The sequence below is a fragment of the Asanoa ferruginea genome (assembly GCF_003387075.1).
Classification (GTDB): domain Bacteria; phylum Actinomycetota; class Actinomycetes; order Mycobacteriales; family Micromonosporaceae; genus Asanoa; species Asanoa ferruginea.
In genome coordinates this window covers 6373300-6388177 of sequence record NZ_QUMQ01000001.1, presented here as the reverse complement: position 1 = coordinate 6388177, position 14878 = coordinate 6373300, and the positions used below count along the sequence as shown (strand labels likewise).

Genomic DNA, 14878 nt, shown 5'->3' with positions numbered 1-14878 from the left:
ATGAACGCCAAGCAGCAGACCGGAAACGTCGACATGCGGCTGGAGGTCATCACCCTCCCGGTGTCCGATGTGGACCGATCGAAGGCCTTCTACCAGAACCTCGGGTGGCGGCTCGACGTCGACGTCGAGCTCAGCGACGACGTGCGCGCGGTGCAGCTCACCCCGCCACACTCGGCCGCTTCGATCCAGTTCGGCACCGGCGCCACCGATCTCGAGCCCGGCCGGATCCCGCGCATCGAGTTGACCGTCGACGACCTCGACGCGGCGCGCGACGACCTGCTCAGCCGCGGCGTCGAGGTCAGCGACCTCTTCCACCGCGACGGCGCCGGCTTCGAGCCGGGCCGCGACCCGCAGAACCGCTCCTACTTCACCTACGCGTCGTTCGCCGACCCCGACGGCAACGAGTTCCTGATCCAGGAGATCACCCAACGCCTGCCGGGTCGCACCTGGGACTAGTCGCGAGCCGCGACCGCTCCGTGTCGCGGCTCGCGATCGCACGTCAGCCGGTGCGTTGCTCGAACCGGCTCGGGTGGTCGACCGACGTCGACACCAGCGGGTTGGTGCCGTGGAAGAGCCCGGCCGGGTTGTGGAACCAGAGCCAGACGTGCATGGTCACCAGCGTCGGGTGCCAGAAGGTGAACGGCGACCCGCCGTCGCTGGCCTTGGCGCAGTCTTTCTCCGCGGCCGCCGGCACGAAGGTGCCGTCCTGGTAATGGCACGCCGCGTCGAACGAGCCGTAGGTCGCGCCGTCGAGCGGTGGCGTGCCGGGTTGCTCGGGCCAGACCCATTCGAGCGCGCCGAGTTGCCAGTCGGTGCCGTCCTTGACGTAGACCAGGATCGCCGGCCTGGTGACGTCGAAGCCGGTGACCGCCGGGTTCAGGTAGTGGTAGCCCATCCCGGGCATCATCTTGGTGATGATGTGGTAGCCGTCGGCCTCGGCCGCGCCGAGGTCGGCGACATACTTCGCGGTCGCCGCCCGTGCCTTTCCCAGCGCGGCGGCCAGCTCCGGGCTGGCGTCGGCGGAGGGTGCCGTGGTCGCGTGCTCCGGCATGGTGGCCGGCTTGTCTGATGTGGATGGTGCGCATGCGGTGACGAGGGCCAGCACGGCGGCCGCCGCCAGCATCCGGCGCGGGCTCATCGGTAGAAGTAGGGGTCGAGGACGCTGACTTCGCTGATCCGGTCGACCGGCAGCGCGTTGCGCTCCGCGGTGCGGCGGACGGCTTCCGGCGTCGGGGCGTCGTACACGCAGAAGGTCTTGCTCTTGTCGCTCGTGACATAGGAATGGATCCAGGTCACGCCCTCCTCGGCGTTGCGGCCGACGACCGCGAGGCAGGTCTCCGCGCCCGCCTGGTCGACGGGGATGTGCAGGCCGCTGTCGAAGGTGCGCTCGACGATGTATCTCGGCATGGTCGTTCCTCCCGGTGTGGCATCAACTGCCTGTCACGGTAGGAAAAGGGTTGCGACGGCGGACCCGAGGAATTGCCCAGGTTGGCTTGGTGGCGGTGCCTAGGTTGGCGTGCCGATGCCTAGCCGCGCCGACTCGGAGATCGCCTGGGTGCGGCTGCTGACGCCGAGCTTGCGCAGGATCGCCGAGACGTGGTGGTGGACGGTCCGCTCCGACAGGAACAGCCGCGCGGCGATGTCCGCATTGGACGAACCCTCCCGCACCAGCGCGAGCACCTCGACCTCCCGCCGGGTCAGGCTGACCGGGTTGCGGGCCGTCTGCGGGCGCGGGCCCCTGGGCAGGCCGCGGGCGCCGTGCTCGCGCAACCGGCGTGCGGCGATCGCGGCGGCGGGCCGGGCGCCGAGCCGCTGGAACTCGGCCAGCGCCCGACGTAGGTCGCTCTCGTCGCCCTCGCCGCCTTCGTCCCCAGGGCCGAGCAGCGCGAGGGCGGCGTCGTAGGGGCAGCCCAGCTTCTCCCAACGCGTGGCGGCGGCGGTCGGGTCGCCGGTGAGCTGCGACAGATACGGCTCGGCCACCCCGGTGACCGGCTCGTCGTGGCCGGCCAGCCGGCGCAACCACGCCAGCTCCCCCACGACCCACGGCGCCCGGCGCGCGACGGCGTCGGCCAGCAGGTCGCGGGTCGCCTCGTCGACATCGGCGCCGCGACCGGCGAGCCAGGCCGCCTCGGCCCGGGCGGTTGCCACCGGCACCCGGTATTGCAGCTCGTGTTGCCCGTCGACGAGCGTGCGGGCCTCGTCGAGCAGCGGCCACGGGTCGGCGTCGCCGCGGCGGGCCCGGAGCAGGCCGAGCAGGGTGAGGGCGAGGATCCGCAGCAGCGGCACCGACTCGGCGGAGCGCAGCACGAAGGCGGCGTCGTCGGCCGCGTCGTCCCAGCGGCCGCGGTCGAGGTGCAGCCGCGCCCGGTAGGCCTGGACGTAGAGGCGCCAGCCCTCCAGGCCGAGCTCGTCGCAGACGTCGATGCCGCGGTCGAGCCACGGCGCCAGCTCGTGTGCCCGGGTGCGGGTCATCGCCCAGCCGATGTGGATGAAGAACCGCCCGACGTGCTCCTCCAGACCGGGCCGCTCGGCGAGGGCGAGGCTGCGTTCCAGCTTGGCCAGCCCTTCGGGACGGCCGGCGAGCAGCTCGATCGTGCCGTGGTTGTTGAGGCTGTGCACGATCACGTCGGTGTCGCCGATCGTCGTGGCGAGCTCGGACGCCCGCTCCGCCCACCCGACCGTCTCGTCGAACTGCTCGTCATTGAGATAGAGCTGGGAGAGATTGCTGTAGGCCAGCGCCAGCTCACGCCCCGGCGGCAGTCCTTCCAGCAGCCGGACCGCCTCGTGGCCGGCACGGGTGGCCTCGTGGGTGCGCGCACCGCACCACAGCCGGCGGGTCAGCAGCGACAGCGCGGCCGCCTCGCCCAGCCGGTCGCCGAGCCCCTTGCGCAGCGCGACAGCCTCCTCCAGCGCGATGATCGAGTCGTTGGTCTGGTCGGTCAGGTAGCACTCCTGTGACCGGCTTTCCAGCAACGTAGCCCGCTCGGCCGGGCCCAGGCAGCCGGCGAACCGCAGCGCCCGCGCGTAGTGGGCCGCCGCCTCGCGGTGTGCGCCGATCGAGGCGGCGTGCTCGGCCGCCGCCGGCGCGAAGCGCAGCACGGCCGCGGTGTCGCCGGCGGCCTCCGCGTGGTGTGCCAGCCGGGTGGGATCCGCGCCGCCGGCCGCCAGCGCGGCGAGAGCGGCCCGGTGCAGAGCGATCCGGCGGTAGGGGGTCAGCGACTCCTCGATCGCGATGCGGGCCAGCTCGTGGCGGAACCTGACCCCGCCCGGCACGACCTCGAGGATGCCGGCGGCCAGCGCGCCCTCCAGGCCCTGTGCGGCGTCCGCGACCAGCGTCTCCAGCAGCGACAGCTCGCAGTGTGGCAGCGCGATCGAGACCGCCTCGACCACGGTGCTCGCGGCCGTCGGGAGGCGGGCGGCACGCGCGAGGACGGCGTCGCGAACGGTCGCCGGGATGTCGTCGCCATGTGCGGCAAGCACCTCGGTGACGAAGAGGGGGTTGCCTGCGGTGACCCGGTGCAACGCGGCCGGGTCGATGCCGTGCGGCTCCGCGAGGGCGGCGACGGCGTCGACCGACAGCGGCTCGGCTGCCAGCCGGCGGACGGATCCGGTGCCCCTCACCTCGCCGAGCAGCCGGCGGAGCGGGTGGGTGCGGCCGATCTCGTCGTCGCGGTAGGTGGCCACCACGAGTGCCGGGATCGTGGCGATCCGGCGGCCGAGCAGGCTCAGCACGTCGAGCGTGGCCTCGTCGGCCCAGTGCAGGTCTTCCAGCACGATGACCGGGGGCCGGGCGGCGGCCTGGGCCCATCGGCTCAGCGCCGGCGCGACCTGGTGGGGTTTCGCGCCCGCCTCCAGCAGGTCGTGCAGCTCGCCGCCCAAGTCGTGGGCGATGTCGACGAACGGACCCAGGGGCCGCGGGGTGAAGAGCGGATCGCAGGCACCCCACAGGACCGGGTCGGCGGTGCGGCAGAACTCGCGGACGAGCGCGGTCTTCCCGCCGCCCGCCTCGCCGCCGAGCAGCACCAGCACTCCCCCGCCGCCGGCCACCGTGTCGAGCGCGGACCGCAGCGACCGGAGGTGACGGGCGCGTTCCATCAGCACATCCACCATCGAACCGTGACAGGCCGTGATCCGGGCGTCCACTGTCGGCTTTCGAACTCGGCACCTTCGCCAGGCTGATCAGTTGCCCTCTATGCTTCTGATCCAACAGGCGGAAGGGGTTCTGGTGGCGGACCAGATGAACGACCAATTGGCCAAACTGGACACCAGCGTGGCCCACTCGGCGCGGCTGTGGAACTACCTGCTGGGCGGCAAGGACAACTTCGCCGCCGACCGGGCGGCCGCCGAGCAGGTGCTCGCCTTCATGCCGGAGCTCGTGCAGTCGGCGCGCTTCAACCGCGAGTTCCTCGGTCGTGCGGTGCGGCACCTGGCCGGTGAGGCCGGCGTGCGCCAGTTCCTCGACATCGGCACCGGGCTGCCCACCGCCGACAACACCCACCAGGTCGCACAGGCCACCGCGCCGGACTCCCGGATCGTCTACGTCGACAACGACCCGATGGTCCTGGTGCACGCCCGGGCGCTGCTGACCAGCAGCCCGGAGGGCGCCACCGACTACATCGACGCCGACGTCAGCGACCCAGCCCGGATCCTCACCGAGGCCGCCAAGACCCTCGACTTCGACCGTCCGGTGGCGGTGATGCTGCTCGGCATCCTCAACTTCGTCGTCGACGACGACCAGGCCCGGGAGATCGTCACGACGCTGACCGAGGCGGTGCCCGCGGGCAGCTACCTGGTCATCTCGCACCCCACCCGGGAGGTCAACCCGGAGGCCGTCGACCGCGCCGTCGCGATGTGGAACGACGGCGGGGCAGCGCCCATGGCGGTCCGCGACCCCGACGTCATCGCGCGGTTCTTCGATGGCTGGGAGCTGATCGAGCCCGGCCTGGTGACCTGCTCGCACTGGCGGCCGGACGGCAACGACACCACGCCCGCGAGCGAATATGCCGGGGTCGCCCGCAAGGCCGGCTAGTCTGGCGATCAGCTGATGGCCGGCACGCCCGTGGGCCGCCGGCCATCACGCTGTGCTCATCCGTTCGGCGGCCCGGTAGGGTCGCCATCGTGCAGGTAAATGATCTTCTGACGCGGCACGCGGCCGCCTGGGCCGGCGCCACCCGACACCCATTCCTGATCGGGGTACGCGACGGCACCCTCCCGGCACCCTCCTTCGCCGCGTGGCTCGTGCAGGACCATCACTTCGTCGCGGACCTGCTGGCGTTCCAGGCCCGGCTGCTGGCCCGGGCACCGCGACACGCGCAGCCGGTGCTCGCGGCCGGCGCGGTGGCCCTGGTCGACGAGTTGGCCTGGTTCGACGAGCAGGCCGCCGCGCGCGGGCTCGACCTGACGGCCGCCGCGACGCCGGCCACGGTGGCCTACGGCGACCTGCTCGGCCGGCTCGACGCCGCGCCGGTGCCCGAGGCCCTGGTCGCGCTCTGGGCGATCGAGCGGACCTACCTCGACGCGTGGGCGTTCGCCTCCCCGGGCGCACCCGAGTTCCGCGAGTTCGTGACGCACTGGACCACACCCGATTTCGCCGGGTACGTGGCGGGGCTGGCCGCCGCGGCCTCTCACCAGGCGGCTGACGCTGACGAGGTGTTCCTCGCCGTGGTCGCGGCCGAGGTCGACTTCTGGGCGGCGACCGGGGCCGGCGCATGAGCGTCGCCGCTGCGCTGTGGCGTGCCAACGCCGACCTCGCGCTGTCCGCGCGGAACCATCCCTTCGTCACCGGGCTCGCCGACGGCACGCTGCCCCGGGAGGTCTTCGCCGGTTACGTCGCCCAGGACGCGTTCTTCCTGGAGTCGTTCGCCCGCGGCTACGCGCTCGCCCTCGCGCACAGCCCCGACCGGCACGGCCTGGACACCTTCGCCGGCCTGCTCGCCGGGGTACGCGACGAGTTGCGGTTGCACGACGGCTACGCGCGGCAATGGGACATCGACCTGGGCCGGGTCGAACCGCTGCCGGCCACGCTCGCCTACACCGACTTCCTGCTCGCCACCGCCGCGCTGGGCGACCTCGGGCACACCTGCGCGGCGCTGACGCCGTGCATGCGGCTCTACGCGCACCTCGGCCAGTCGCTGACCGGCGGCGACGAGCGTTACGGCGAATGGATCCGCACCTACGCCGACCCCGCGTTCGAGGAACTCGCCCAGACGTTGGAGGGCCTGCTCGACACCTACGCCACGCCGGACGATCCCCGGGCCGCCGCGATCTACCGGCGCGCTATGGGGCTGGAGGTGGCGTTCTTCGATGCGGCGTACCGTCAGGTCCCATGACCTTTGACGGGGTGTTGAGCGGCAAGATGGCGGTAGTCACCGGCGGGTCGCGGGGCATCGGCCGCGCCGTGGTGGAGCGGCTGGCGCGCGACGGCGCGACCGTGGTGTTCGGCTACCGGTCCAACGCCGAGGCGGCGGCCGTGGTCGAGAAGGTGGTCGCGGAGGCGGGCGGCACCGCGCACGGCGTGCGGGCCGACCTGGCCGCACCCGACGGCGTGGCGACGCTGTTCGCCGGTGCCAGTGAGCACCTCGACGGGCTCGACATCCTGGTCAACAACGCCGGCTCGGCCGTCCGACCGATCCTGCTGGTCGACATGACCGACGACGACTACGACTCGCTGATGGCGGTCAACGCACGGTCGGTCTTCCAGGCCCTGCGCCACGCGGCGCGACACATGCGCGACGGCGGCCGGATCGTGAACGTGTCGACGCTCAACACGCTGTTGCCGGAGGCGGGCCTGACCAGCTACTGCGGCAGCAAGGGCGCGGTCGAGCAGTTCACCACCGTGGCGGCCCGCGAGCTCGGCGGCCGCGGCATCACCGTCAACACGGTCTCCCCCGGCGCCACCGACACCGATTTGCTGCGCGCGGCCAACCCACCCGAGGCGCTCGAGGCCGAGGCGGCGCTGACGCCGCTTGGCCGCCTGGGCCAGCCGGCCGACGTGGCTGACGTCATCGCGTTCCTGTGTGGACCCGACGGCCGCTGGATGACGGGCCAGAACCTGCGCGCGACCGGCGGGGTCGGCTAGCCGGCGCGTTCGGCGTGTCGCCGGTAGCTCTGGTGCGTGCTGGCCAGCAGTGGCGCCACCATGGCGGCGAGGACCCCGCCGATCAGCGGGGCGATGATGAAGACCCAGAGCTGGCTGAGCGCGACCCCGCCCTCGAAGATCGCGGGACCGAGCGACCGGGCCGGGTTGATCGACGCCCCGTCGAGGTTGATGGCGATGAGGTTGGTGGCGGTGAGCGCGAAGCCGATCGCGATGCCGGCGAATCCGGCGTGCTCGGCACGGCTGGTCACGACGAGCACGACCAGGACGAGCAGGAAGGTCAACACGATCTCCAGTAGGAACGTGCCGCCCAGGTTGATGTCCACGCCGTACCCGTTGGTCGCCAGCGAATCGGTCTGATCGTCTACGCCGCCGTGCCGGGTGAGGATCCACAGCCCGAGCCCCGCGACGGCGGCGCCGCCGAACTGGGCGATCCAGTAGGCGGCCGCACCCACCAACGAGATCCGGCCGGCGATCAGCGCGCCGAGCGTGACCGCCGGGTTGACGTGGCAGCCGGAGATCGGCCCGATGGCGTAGACCAGCACCAGTAGGGTGAGCCCGAAGGTGAACGCCACGACCACCACGCCGCCGTCGACGAGGGCCGCGACGGCCGAGCCGGCGCCGACGAACACGAGCAGCAGGGTGCCGATGAACTCGGCCACGCACCGCTGTAGCTGGTCCATCACGCGTCGCGGGGGTTGGTTCGGCTGACGATGAGCGGGTCCATCGGCGTGAATGGAAACGCCGGTAGCTCCCGCTCGGGCACGCCGAACGCGGCCGACAGCACCTCGCGGGTGAAGGCCGACGCGGTCGCGCGGTAGCCGATATCGGCCGGCATCGGCTGGTCGAAGAAGATCAAAAACTGGAAGCCGTCTTCGCCGAGGGTCTCGATGTGGTGCGGGTAGGCGCGCGGGATGAAGTAGGCCTGGCCGGGCTCGAGCAGATATTCGTCGAGCGACCCGTCGGGTGACAGCACGCGCATCTTGGCGTGCCCCTTGTGGACATAGCCGAGCTCGGCCGTGACCGGATGCCAGTGTGGCTCGCGCATGCCGTCGTCGTGACAGGCGAGCGAATACATCGACAGGTCTTCCAATGCCGCCCAGTATTGCTTGCGGGCGAACCGCGCCCAACCGTATTCATAGGACAGCGGCGCGGCCTGCGCGTCGACGTCGAAGAGCCGGGCGTTGGGCAGCCCGGCAGAGTCCGGGATCCGGGCCGGCCCGTTGCGCCGCACGATCTGCGCCGAGTGGTGCCGGTCGAACGCGGCGAAGGCGTCCGACGGCAGGTCATAGGTGTTGCCCAGCACGGCGTTGGTCATCGCGCTGAAGCTGTCCTGCAACGAGAAATGCTCCGGCTGATCGGTCCGCAGCGCCGCGATGATCTCCGCGTTGCCCTCGCCGACGTTCTCGATGTGGTAGATCGCACCCGACTCGACATGGTAGATCTGGCCGGTCTTCACCACGAAACTGGCGAAGCTGTCACCGTTGCCCAGCAACGACACGAGCACGGTGCCGGCCACGACATAGGCGATCTGGTTGGCATTGACGTTCCACTGTGGCTCGCGGATCGCGCCGGGCGCGAGCGAGATCCGCTTGAGCGACATCCCGGAGAGAATCGGCAACGACGACGCCGCGAGCTGGTTGATGATGCCGAACTCGTTCTCGAAGACCGGCTCGCTGTCAACGAGCGACCCGACGTGCGCCACCTTGCCAGACATGCCGGACCTTTCCCCCGTTTTACCCCTTTCAACCTTATCTGGTACGCCAGGGGCGGCGAGCCCTATTCCTTCGCATCAAGCCGCCGCTGAAGCAGAGTCCGAAGCGGAATCGACTCCCCATCGCGCCCGCCCTCCCCCACCACGAGCGGCGCCGGCCGCGGCTCGACGTCGACCCCGGTCAGCCGGGCCCGCACCGAGTTGGCGACGGCCAGGACGTAGAACCGACCGTCGGTGTCGACGGCAAGCTCCCGATCACGGTCGAGATACCAGCCCCGCAACGTGGTCCGGTAGCGAACCCGCCCCCGATGAACCGGCGCGGTCAGGGCGGTCGGCGCCAAACCGCGCTCGACCGCGTCTTTGACGAACGCCGCGATCAGCTCGGCAGCCTGCTCGGCCTCTCGTGCGCGGCGGGTCTCCTGCGCGCTGGCATGCGCCTCGATCGCCCGCCGCCGCTGCGCAAACCAGCCCGCGTCCGCGTCGGTACCCATGGCCCCGGACCCTACCTCGCAGCCCGCGGCAGGCCGCCGCCCCAACCCGCCGGACCAGCCCAACGACCCCGAAGCCGCACCGCGCAGCTCCCGCTCATCGAACCGACCCGCACGCGGGCCGAACAGCGCGCGAGCCGAACAGCGCGCGAGCCGAACACCGCGCGAGCCGAACACCGCGCGAGCCGAACACCGCGCGAGCCGAACACCGCGCGAGCCGAACACCGCGCGGGCCGAACACCGCGCGGGCCACGGCCGCACGGAGGCCGAGCCGCGCGCGGGACAGGGCCGCGCGGGACAAGCCGCGCAGTGGCCGCCGGACATGAGCCAAGCTGAAGGTCGGCCGAGCTAGGCGGCGGCCGCGCCGCGCGTCGGGTAGCTGCCGCCTGGCGCCCGGCCGGGGCGGCGACGCCCGCTCGCCCTTCGCGGGCGGTCTTGGTCTCGCCAGGCTTAGCTGGGCAGATCTAGATAAAAGATCGCTGCTGAAGGTGCATTTCTTTCCTAGTTCTCCAGTTGCTCATGCGGTCGGCAGTGTTGGCCGCCCCGGTCGCGGGCTGGGACTCAGGCGCGTCGGCCGAACTGGCACCGACCGGCAGCGTCTCGCTGGGGTGCCGATCTTGCTCCGGCGGCCGTTGCCGGCACCAGCCACTCGGTCAACCTGCCCGCGGGCTGATCCGCCGGCGTTTACGCGCGGGTTCCGATGGCCCGCCTCCTGCTCGCGCTGCCCGACGTCTCGGTGCTCGTCTCCGGGCCCGGGCGCGGACGAGATCGCCCGGGTCCCGTCCGCCGGCGGCGGGCCGGCCAACTTCCTCTCCGGGCTCGACCGACCGCACGACATGCTTGCCAGCCTGGGCGCTGCCCGGCCCGGCGTTCCGCGGCATCGCCTCGAGCGGCGTGTCGGCGCCGCCACGCCGTCCACGGCCTACTGGACAGGAAGATCTAGGTAAATAAATGTCGCTATAGCAGCAACTTTTTACCTAGATCTGCTGGATCGGAGAGCTTGATCGTTTGCAGCGGATCTGCACGACTTCAACACGCACGCATGATCATGTGCGCGGGATCTGCGCGACACGCCGCACCAGGTGTCGATGAGCTACACATGATCAAGCAAACCCGGCCCGATGATGCCGGCCAGCTGCAAACGATCACTGGCCACCCAATCCAGATCCGGCACCTGCGCACCTCGATGCCAAATCGCGGACCGGCCTCGAATCACTCACCCACGTGAGCCTGGACAACTCGCCCTCCGGGCGGCGTGTCGCGGCGGCACTCGCCGAGGTGATAACCACGAACCCACCTTGCGCGGCGCGGGCGGGTATGGCCAGGACCGCCGGCCCAAGTAAAGACCGCGAACCCAGGTCCAGACCGCCAACCCAGGTCCAGACTGCCAATCCAGGTCCGGACCACCGGCCCAGGCTGAGGCCCTCAACCCAGGCCCGGACCACCGGCCCAGGTCCAGGTCCAGGCCGCGAACCCAGGCCCGGACCACAGGCCCAGGCCCAGACCCTCAACCCAGGCCCGGACCACAGGCCCAGGTCCAGACCACCGGCCCAGGTCCAGACCACCGGCCCAGGTCCAGACCACCGGCCCAGGTCCAGACCGCCAACCCAGGCCCGGACCACCGGCCCAGGCCCAGACCCTCAACCCAGGCCCGGACCACCGGCCCAGGCCCAGACCCTCAACCCAGGCCCGGACCACCGGCCCAGGTCCGGACCATCGGCCGAGGCCCGACCATCCACGAACGTCCAGACCACCCGCCCAGGCCCGGACCGCCAGCCGAAGCCGGCGCCTTCGGCGGCGTGGCCCGACCCGTGCTCAAGGTGGACGCCGGGTTCCCGGCGTCCACCTTGTAGCAGGTTAGGCAGCGACGCGGCGGCGGCGGCGTTGGGCCAGGACCAGGCCGAGGCCGGCCAGGGTCAGGGCGCCGCCGAGGCCGGCGATGCGGCCGAGTGGGCCGGCCAGCTCTGGGCCCGTGACCGGGAGCGCACCGCCGGTGGCCGGGCAGGTCTGGGCCAGGTCGAAGGTGCCGTCGGTGCCCGTGATCACGGCGGTCGCGCTGATGATGGAGTGCGGGTCCAGTAGCTGGCCGTCCGCGGACAGGCCCGCCGACGTGCGGATCCAGGCGTGGCCGTCGACGATTGCGCGGTCCATTGCCGGCTCGTGGGTGATGGACTCGGTGACCGGGCCGCCCTCGGTGGCGAACTCGATCGTCAAGGCCTGGAAGTCGCCCTGGGCCTTGGGCCTTGGCAGGGCGAACACCCAGACGTCGTCGCCGGCGAATGGGCCGCCGCCGAAGCGTGGGTCGCAGCGGTGGACCGGGAACTGGGCCGCGGTCTGGCCTACGTCGGCCGGGTCGATGTCGATCGTGCTGTCGGCCCAGGCCGGCGCCGATCCGAAAGCGATCATCGCGGCCAGTGTCGCGACGCCACCTATGCGGGCGAGTACGGAAAACCTCACAAGATCACCCCAACTGGTGTTTGTCCGGGTAAAGCTCATGAACAGGACGCGACCCTGTGTTAGGTAATCACGCTGGGCCGATCTTCGCGGGCGTAATCGGGAGTCCCGCCGGGCACACGAGTCGACGGCCGTACGCCCGGATTGTGGTTAAAAGTGGTGAGATGAGCTGTGCGCATCGACCCGCAGGACCGGCGGAGCACCGCTGGTGTGGTGCGCGCCCTGGTCGTCACGGCGGCGATCGTCGTGGTGGTCGCGGGGATGCGGGCCGCTGGCGGACTGCTGGCGCCGATCCTGCTCGCGTTGATCCTCGTCGTCGCGCTCAGCCCGGTGCAATCCGGCCTCCGGCGGTGGTTGCCCGGCTGGGCAGCGACCGGCGTGTTGATCATCGTGCTCTACGGCATCCTCGCGGCCGGCGCAGCCTCGCTCGTCGCGGCCGGCATCCAGCTCGCGTCGATCGCGCCGCGCTACGAGGACCGGGTCCGCGATCTCGTCGACGAAGTGCAGCACTGGCTCCAGGAGCAGGGCCTCAACCCCGACGACGCGAGCCAACTGGTCACCCGGCTCGACCCGAGCACATTGGCCAACATCGCGCAGACCGTGGCCGGCGTGGTGATCTCGCTGCTGACCAACCTGGTCTTCCTGATCACGTTGCTGCTCTTCATGGCGGTGGAGACGGCCGGCTACCCGAGCCGGATGGCCCGGGTCGACATGGTGCGGCCGCGGCTGACCCGGGCGCTGCGGCAGTTCGTCCACGGCACCCGCCGCTACCTGCTGGTGTCGACCATCTTCGGGCTGATCGTCGCGATCTTCGACGGCATCGCGCTCTGGATCCTCGGCATTCCACTCGCGACGCTCTGGGCGGTGCTGGCGTTCGTCACCAACTACATCCCCAACATCGGGTTCGTCATCGGGCTCGCGCCGCCGGCCGTGCTGGCCCTGCTCGAAGGCGGCGTCGGCCTGATGGTCGTGGTGATCATCGTCTACAGCGTGATCAACTTCGTGTTGCAGTCGATCATCCAGCCCAAGATCGTCGGGGACAGCGTCAACCTATCCGTCACGGTGACCTTCCTGTCGCTGATCTTCTGGACGTTCGTCCTCGGCGGCGTGGGCGCGGTGCTGGCCGTGCCGCTCACCCTGCTGGCCCGCGCCCTGCTGGTCGACGCGTCGCCGGGTACCCGGTGGGCCGACATCTTCCTGTCCGGCAGTGCGAGCGTGGCCGGCGAGGCCCGCTGGTCGCCGAACGCTCCTCCGCGCAAGGGCTGGTGGACCCGGCGGCGGCAGAAGCGCCGCCGCCGTTAGGGATCAAGGCGGCGCAGCCGACGACCGACCGCACGCACTAGTCGTCCACGATGGAGTCGAACCGCAATCCGCTGGTGCTCTCGCCTCGGCCGGGCTCCGAGCGACGGGCCATCCAGACGACGGTACGGCCGTCGATGCTCCGAGCCCGCGCCGCCCGCCTGGTCAGCCGGATTCCCGCCCGCCCGAGCCGTTCCGCGTTCAGCTCTCCCCCGGCCCGCAGCAGCCGGCCGTGCGGCATGCCGGTCAGCCGCAGCACCGGCCGCCCCGTCGTCGACCGGACCATCGGCAGCCAGTTGGCCGCGACGGAGGTGGCCAGCCGGTACCACGGCCCCGGCCGCGGCTCCGCCGGCTCGGTGGGTGCCCGGTGCAGCGCCTCGGCGCGCTCGGCGCCCCGGCCGTCGATGCCGGGCACCCGGCGTTCGATCGCCCACGCGAGGTTGGCCATCTCGTCGATGCTCAGCAGCACGTCTTCGACCGCCTCGCCCGCGAGCGGCGACACGCCACCCGGCGGGACCACCAGCCACGGCTCGGCACCGCCGCCGTTGCTGGTCGGCTGGAACATCCGCACGGGGCGCCGCCCGGCGGCGGTGTCGGCGGCGACGCCCGACGGCACGGCCACCGTCTCGCCGAACGTGGTGGTCACGGTCAGGCTGACGACGCTGGTCACCGAACCGACCTCGACCTCGACCGGCACCACGAAATAGTCGTTGCCGAACGCCACCGCGAACTCGGTGAACAACAGCCGGCCGAGGTCTTCGGGGGCCGCACTGACCGCGTCGAGGTTGACGTCGCCGGGTTCGAACGCCCAGAACCGGGAGGCCGGCAGCCCCGCACCGGCGACCCGGGTCGGCAGCGTCGCCGACGCGATCCGCCGCACGGCGCCGTCGCGGCTCGCGCCGAGCGCGGCACCGGGCGCCGCGTCCAGCGACCACCAGTCGATCCGCTCCCCCGCGTAGCCGTCAGCGACCAGCACCCGCTCCGCACCAGGCCCGGCCGCCGCGACGGCGAACCCGTAGTCGACGCTCTCCGGCCGCCAGGCAGGCGGCGACCCACCCGCGGCGACCGGCGCACCGACCTCCCAGGCGTCCAGCCACTCGGAGGCGGCGCGGCGGGCGGCCTCGACCGCCTTCGGGTCACCCCGGTCCAGCGGCAGCGCGGTGCTGACGTCACCGCCATCGCGCGCCTTGCGCAGGGCAGTGAAGAGCAACCGCCCATCGGGTACGCGCCGCCGCAACAGCTCGGCCCGCCGCCGCACAGCCGGATCGGCGTCAGCCGGCGGCACCGGCAGCCGGTAGGCATCCACCAGCGCCTGCCGCAGGTCGCCGCCCCGCCGAAGCGCATCGCCGCCTGCCACAGCCGCCGACCGTCCCTCGCCGTGCTCCGGCACGACGGCATCCACCGGCGGAGCCGCGGCGTCCACCGGCGGAGCGGCGGCGTCCACCGGCGGAGCGGCGGCGTCCACCAGGGATTGCCCCAACTCGCCGAGGCGACGCAGGAGGTCGGCGCCGGCCACCGCCGCAGCGCGGTCGTCGGCCGGGCCGGCCACCGTCTCGGCCTCCACGACCGACTCCAGCGGCAGCCGCGGGTCGAGCGGCTGCCCGAGGGTGCCGTCCGGCATGCCCGGCCGGTAGCGGGTCAGCCGCGCGGTCTCCACCACCAGGTCCACCTGGGTCGGCGAGCCGCCATCCGAACCCGTCAGCTCACCGAGTTGCCACTGCCGCGCGAGCAGCCACAGCGGGTCGCCGACCCGGGCCGCGAAACCCGTCATCGCCCGGCTGCGGCTGGTGGGCTCCAGCCTGGTCCAGCTCGTCACCGATGCCATGG

Annotated in this window: 14 protein-coding genes; 6 read left to right on the top strand and 8 right to left on the bottom strand. The window is 71.9% G+C overall.

Features of this window, described 5'->3' with window-relative positions:
- On the top strand, nucleotides 1-456 hold the full coding sequence (locus DFJ67_RS29790) for a VOC family protein (protein WP_116071152.1): 456 nt from the start codon (nucleotides 1-3) through the stop codon (nucleotides 454-456).
- Between the two features lie 43 nt (nucleotides 457-499).
- On the opposite strand, the gene DFJ67_RS29785 is transcribed toward DFJ67_RS29790, so the two are convergent.
- The 3 genes from DFJ67_RS29785 to DFJ67_RS44440 all read right to left on the bottom strand — a co-directional run bounded on the left by DFJ67_RS29785 (nucleotide 500) and on the right by DFJ67_RS44440 (nucleotide 4095).
- Entirely contained in the window at nucleotides 500-1138 is a 639-nt protein-coding gene (locus DFJ67_RS29785; RefSeq protein WP_116071150.1) for a hypothetical protein, read from the bottom strand.
- Nucleotides 1135-1407: a DUF4242 domain-containing protein gene (locus DFJ67_RS29780; RefSeq protein ID WP_116071148.1), complete on the bottom strand. Its 273-nt coding sequence runs from the start codon at nucleotides 1405-1407 to the stop codon at nucleotides 1135-1137. The genes DFJ67_RS29785 and DFJ67_RS29780 overlap by 4 nt, the downstream gene beginning before the upstream one ends.
- A 99-nt stretch (nucleotides 1408-1506) precedes the next feature.
- Entirely contained in the window at nucleotides 1507-4095 is a 2589-nt protein-coding gene (locus DFJ67_RS44440; RefSeq protein ID WP_203784479.1) for an ATP-binding protein, read from the bottom strand.
- 142 nt (nucleotides 4096-4237) lie between these two features.
- On the opposite strand from DFJ67_RS44440, the gene DFJ67_RS29770 reads away from it, so the two are divergent.
- From DFJ67_RS29770 to DFJ67_RS29755, 4 genes are all read left to right on the top strand, one after another.
- On the top strand, nucleotides 4238-5029 hold the full coding sequence (locus DFJ67_RS29770) for an SAM-dependent methyltransferase (RefSeq protein WP_116076792.1): 792 nt from the start codon (nucleotides 4238-4240) through the stop codon (nucleotides 5027-5029).
- Nucleotides 5030-5118: 89 nt separating this feature from the next.
- A complete protein-coding gene (locus DFJ67_RS29765; protein ID WP_116071146.1) occupies nucleotides 5119-5712 on the top strand; it encodes a TenA family protein in 594 nt (197 codons plus the stop codon).
- Complete coding sequence (locus DFJ67_RS29760; RefSeq protein WP_116071144.1) at nucleotides 5709-6329, top strand: TenA family protein; 621 nt, start codon at nucleotides 5709-5711, stop codon at nucleotides 6327-6329. Before DFJ67_RS29765 ends, DFJ67_RS29760 begins: the two co-directional genes overlap by 4 nt.
- On the top strand, nucleotides 6326-7078 hold the full coding sequence (locus DFJ67_RS29755; protein ID WP_116071142.1) for an SDR family oxidoreductase: 753 nt from the start codon (nucleotides 6326-6328) through the stop codon (nucleotides 7076-7078). Before DFJ67_RS29760 ends, DFJ67_RS29755 begins: the two co-directional genes overlap by 4 nt.
- On the opposite strand, the gene DFJ67_RS29750 is transcribed toward DFJ67_RS29755, so the two are convergent.
- The 4 genes from DFJ67_RS29750 to DFJ67_RS29735 all read right to left on the bottom strand — a co-directional run bounded on the left by DFJ67_RS29750 (nucleotide 7075) and on the right by DFJ67_RS29735 (nucleotide 11704).
- On the bottom strand, nucleotides 7075-7779 hold the full coding sequence (locus DFJ67_RS29750; protein WP_116071140.1) for an aquaporin: 705 nt from the start codon (nucleotides 7777-7779) through the stop codon (nucleotides 7075-7077). The two genes, DFJ67_RS29755 and DFJ67_RS29750, sit on opposite strands and share 4 nt — an antisense overlap.
- A complete protein-coding gene (locus DFJ67_RS29745; RefSeq protein ID WP_116071138.1) occupies nucleotides 7779-8813 on the bottom strand; it encodes a cupin domain-containing protein in 1035 nt (344 codons plus the stop codon). The genes DFJ67_RS29750 and DFJ67_RS29745 overlap by 1 nt, the downstream gene beginning before the upstream one ends.
- A 62-nt stretch (nucleotides 8814-8875) precedes the next feature.
- Entirely contained in the window at nucleotides 8876-9301 is a 426-nt protein-coding gene (locus DFJ67_RS29740; RefSeq protein ID WP_116071136.1) for a hypothetical protein, read from the bottom strand.
- A gap of 1854 nt (nucleotides 9302-11155) precedes the next feature.
- Nucleotides 11156-11704, bottom strand: a complete 549-nt coding sequence (locus DFJ67_RS29735) for a hypothetical protein (protein WP_116071134.1) — start codon at nucleotides 11702-11704, stop codon at nucleotides 11156-11158.
- A gap of 219 nt (nucleotides 11705-11923) precedes the next feature.
- Here DFJ67_RS29735 and DFJ67_RS29730 point away from each other — a divergent pair, with 219 nt between their 5' ends.
- Nucleotides 11924-13054 carry an AI-2E family transporter gene (locus tag DFJ67_RS29730; protein ID WP_116071132.1) on the top strand — a complete coding sequence of 377 codons (1131 nt, stop codon included), beginning with the start codon at nucleotides 11924-11926 and terminating at the stop codon, nucleotides 13052-13054.
- Between the two features lie 37 nt (nucleotides 13055-13091).
- On the opposite strand, the gene DFJ67_RS29725 is transcribed toward DFJ67_RS29730, so the two are convergent.
- The gene (locus DFJ67_RS29725) at nucleotides 13092-14876 is read right to left on the bottom strand and encodes a hypothetical protein (RefSeq protein WP_116071130.1); all 1785 of its coding nucleotides are present in this window, start codon (nucleotides 14874-14876) and stop codon (nucleotides 13092-13094) included.
- Nucleotides 14877-14878 lie beyond the last annotated feature (2 nt).